We start from the raw sequence: 2565 nt of genomic DNA, 5'->3' as shown, positions 1-2565 counted from the left end.
CGGCCGTGTCGGTGGCGAGCGCCGTGGAACTGGCGCTTCTCGCCTGGGGAATGCGCCGCGCGGGCGTGCTCCCCGCACCCCGGATCCGCGGTGCGCACCCCGCGCTGCGCGACGTCTACCGTGGGTGCCTGCCCCTCGCCGGGGGAGCCCTGCTGATGACCACCACCGTGGTGGTGGACCAGGCCATGGCGTCCACTCTGGGCGCGGGGAGCGTGTCGGTCCTCAACTACGCCTACAAGCTGGTGGCGTTCTCGCAGGGCATCGGGGCCGTGGCCCTGGGAACGGCCGTGTACCCCCATTTTTCGCGGATGGTGGCCTGGGGCGACTGGGCCGGGGTGCGGCACGTGCTGGCCAGCTATCTGCGCCTGGTGTTTTTCGCCACCCTGCCCTGCGCGGTGGCCGCCGCGGTGCTGGCGCCCGTGCTCACCCGCGTGCTGTTCGTCCGCGGGGCGTTTACTCCCGAAGATGCCCGCGTCGTGAGCCCCGTAATGGCGATCTTTGTCTTTCAGGTTCCGATCTTTCTGGCTGGCACGCTCCTGGTCCGGCTGGTTTCCGCCCTCCGCGCGAGCCGCGTTCTCATGTGGGGCGCTCTGTGCAACACGCTTGTGAACGTGGGGCTCAACTGGGCATTCATGCGCTGGTGGGGAGTCGCGGGGCTGGCGCTTTCCACGGTGTGCGTGTACGCCTTCTCGTTCTGCTACCTGTACTTTTCCGTGCGCCGTCTTCTCCGCCACCGGATCGAAGCTTCCGCAGCGGCGCCCGCCGTCGGCACGCCGCCCCCCGCCGCCGCCCGGGCCGCCACGTGACGCCCGCCTCTTCGGCGGCCGGAGGAGCGCGCCGGCTGCTGCTCGTCATCTCGTCGCTGGGCGGGGGAGGAGCCGAGCGTGTCCTGTCAATCATGGCGAACCACTGGGCCGCGCGCGGTGTGGAGGTCACGTTCTGCACGATTTCCGGCACGCGCGACGATCACTACGCCCTGGACCCCCGCGTACGGCGGGTCGCGCTGGACCTGGCCGGGGAATCGGCTGGCGCGCTCCGGGGAGTACGCGCGAATGCCGGGCGGCTGCTGGCTCTGCGCCGCGCGGCCGTGGCTTCCCGCTGCGATGCGGCCATCAGCTTCGGTGACACGACCAACGTGCTCACCACCCTGGCGCTGGCCGGAACGGGAATTCCGCTCCTGGTGTCCGAGCGGGCCGATCCGCGATTCGGGGTGATGGGGCCGGCTCGGCGCGCACTCCGAACGCTGATGTATCCGCGCACGGCGGGTGTGGTGGTGCAGACTCCGGAGGTGCGGGCGTGGGCCGAACGGTTCGTGCCGCGCGCGCGCGTGCACGTGATCGCGAATCCCTTGTCGCCCCTGACGGAGGCCCCGGCGTCTGTCCCGGAGGGGCGCCCCGTGGGCCCGGTGGTGTTCGGCGTAGGGCGGCTGGTGCCGCAGAAGGGTTTCGACCTGCTCATCCGCGCGTTCGCGGCGGTGCGCCGCACGCATCCGGCCTGGAGCCTTGTGCTGCTGGGCGAGGGCGGCGCCCGCGAGGAACTGCGCAGGCTTGCGGTGGAACTGGGGGTGGCCGACGCCGTTCACCTCCCCGGCCGCGTGGCGCGGCCGGTGGACTGGCTGCGGGGCGGAGAGCGGGTTTTTGTCCTTTCCTCGAGGTTCGAGGGGTTTCCCAACGCACTGCTCGAAGCCATGGCCGCCGGTGTCGCGAGCATCGCAACCGACTGCCCCAGCGGCCCCGCCAACATCGTCCGCGACGGGGTCGACGGCCTGCTCGTTCCTTCCGAAGACGTGGATGCGCTCGCCGCGGCTCTGGACCGCCTGCTGGGAGACCCGGACCTGCGCAGCCGTTTGGCGGCGCGGGCCGTGGAAGTGAGCGACCGCTTCGGGGAGCAGACCATCCTGCGGCGGTGGGATGAACTGCTGGCCGCGGTGCGAGCGGAACGGCGCGAGGTGGCGGGGTGAGCAGGGTCGGGTCCGCCGGCGGGTGGCGGAGGCCGGCGGCAGCGACCGCCGGAGAAGGGCCAAGGCCGCGCATCCTGTTCGTGGTGCGCACGTTGAATCCCGGGGGGGCCGAGGGGCAGCTGGCCCTCCTGGCCGCAGGACTGCGGAGGCGCGGACACCCGGTGGCGGTACTGGCCCTGTACCCCGGCGGGGCACTGGAACCCGGCCTGAGAGCGGCCGGCGTGCAGGTAGACACACCGCGAAAAGCCGGACGCTGGGACGTGCTGGGCTTCTCGCGCCGGATCGCCGCGTTGGCGCGCGCATATCGTCCCGACCTTGTGCACGGCTACATGGATGCAGGCAACCTGGCCGCCCTCGCCGTCAAGGCAGCCTGGCCCCGGGCCGCGCTGGTGTGGGGCGAGCGCATGTCGGCGATCGATCTGGCCCGGTACGAACGGTTCGTGCGCGCGGCGCACCGGGCCGTGTCGCTTCTGGCCCGGGCGCCGGACCTGGTGATCGCCAATTCGGTTGCGGGAGCCGCCTTCGCCAGGGCGCGCGGCGTTCCCGCCGCGCGCGTGCGCGTGGTTCCCAACGGCATCGACACGGAGCGGTTCCGACCGTGCAGA

General features: G+C 72.2%; 3 protein-coding genes. All 3 read left to right on the top strand.

What is annotated here, in order from left to right; translation table 11 throughout:
* A partial coding sequence (gene murJ / locus VF665_RS05460) for a murein biosynthesis integral membrane protein MurJ (RefSeq protein ID WP_331052407.1) occupies positions 1-806 on the top strand: 806 nt, incomplete at its 5' end.
* The gene (locus VF665_RS05455; RefSeq protein ID WP_331052406.1) at positions 803-1960 is read left to right on the top strand and encodes a glycosyltransferase family 4 protein; all 1158 of its coding nucleotides are present in this window, start codon (positions 803-805) and stop codon (positions 1958-1960) included. The genes murJ and VF665_RS05455, both read left to right, overlap by 4 nt.
* On the top strand, positions 1957-2565 hold a 609-nt coding region (locus tag VF665_RS05450; protein ID WP_331052405.1), incomplete at its 3' end, for a glycosyltransferase. The genes VF665_RS05455 and VF665_RS05450, both read left to right, overlap by 4 nt.

This window comes from Longimicrobium sp. (assembly GCF_036387355.1).
GTDB lineage: Bacteria > Gemmatimonadota > Gemmatimonadetes > Longimicrobiales > Longimicrobiaceae > Longimicrobium.
The sequence above is the reverse complement of the archived record's forward strand: the minus strand, read 5'-3'. Positions and strand labels throughout refer to the sequence as shown.